General features: G+C 61.4%; 1 pseudogene. It reads right to left on the bottom strand.

The features are described 5' to 3' along the window. Nucleotides 1-212: 212 nt before the first annotated feature. Nucleotides 213-1230, bottom strand: a pseudogene (locus CW742_RS13885) (DEAD/DEAH box helicase); the annotation flags it as partial.

The raw sequence follows: 1230 nt of genomic DNA, 5'->3' as shown, positions 1-1230 counted from the left end.
GGTATGGACGGGGTGTTTTTCTGGGTTGTTGCCTGCTTGGCGCTTGTTATCGGAACAGGCGTTGATGACGGTTCAGCGGGGGTTTCCTGGACGCACCCCGCGACAAGCACCAGGGCCGCAACAAGGGCGATAAGTGCGAACCATTTCTGCATAAGATCCATTTTCCGGGGCATCACAAAAAGGGATCCGTCATTCAAGGAAGGGGGGGCTTGTTACTCCCCCGTATCGGGTTCCGCGGAGACAGAGGGAAGCGTAGTGACTGCCATCCCCGCGAGCCGTTGTCTGAACCCGGTGATATGGTAATAGTCCGAAAGAACGGTCTTCCGGAAGAGAGGTTCTGAAAGGAGTCCGGCGAATTTCCAGGCATCCCGTTGCGGCGCCGGGAGGAACTCCGCAATCTCTTCCGTGCTCAATACCCGGACCGCCTCCAGTCCAGCGATAACCCGGGCAAGAGTATCCTGTTTCCCTGCGCCCGACACCCGGAGAAGGAAATCGCCCGAACTGACCCTTGCCCTCTCTCCCAGACAGTGGGCAAGGAGGGGCGCAAGGACGCGGTTGAACCTGCTGCCATGGAAGGAGTACACCTCCACGATCCTCCTTCCGGCCCGCTTCCTTTCCCGTACAAAGAGACCATTCCCATCCACACCCTCCGGGATTGTTTGCAGGGCTTTGTGAAGAACAGCCTGTTCGGGCTCGCCAAGTGGCAGCCGTGTTGCTCCCTCCTTCCGGATAGCCCCGGCCCGCTCGCAGATGAGACCGGAAAACCCGGCCTCGCCACTGCCCCTCCAGAAGGTGCGGGCTCCTCCTCCACCTGACGGGACAACAACGACAATGTTATGGCCCTCATCGCACTTTACCATCGACCAGGTCTGCCCTCCCAGCGTCACGTCGCCATCGCTGTGGCTGGTGACAAACCGGGCATCGAGCTTCCCCACGGCATCGCCCTCGGGCGTTATGGCCCGGTACTCCCCACCGCCGGCAATGACCGAGTACAGGTCTTTCCAGTTCGACCGCCCCAGCACCCGCTCCGCCTCGGTCCCGGGCATCAGCATCTCGCCGTCGGTTGCGATGTACCCCTCGTCGACGAGGTACCGGATCAGGTGTTCCAGCTCCGCCTTCCGGATCCCGGAAAATGCCGGGCGGGCGAGGAGGGTTTTCTTAAGGGTTCCCCGGCCGGTACGCCCGCTCTGCAGGGCGAGGAAGAGCTGCTGGAGGAGGACATTATAAGGC

Origin of the sequence: Methanoregula sp., from assembly GCF_002835825.1 — an archaeon.
Classification (GTDB): Archaea; Halobacteriota; Methanomicrobia; order Methanomicrobiales; family Methanospirillaceae; genus Methanoregula.
This window is presented reverse-complemented; position numbering and strand designations above follow the sequence as displayed.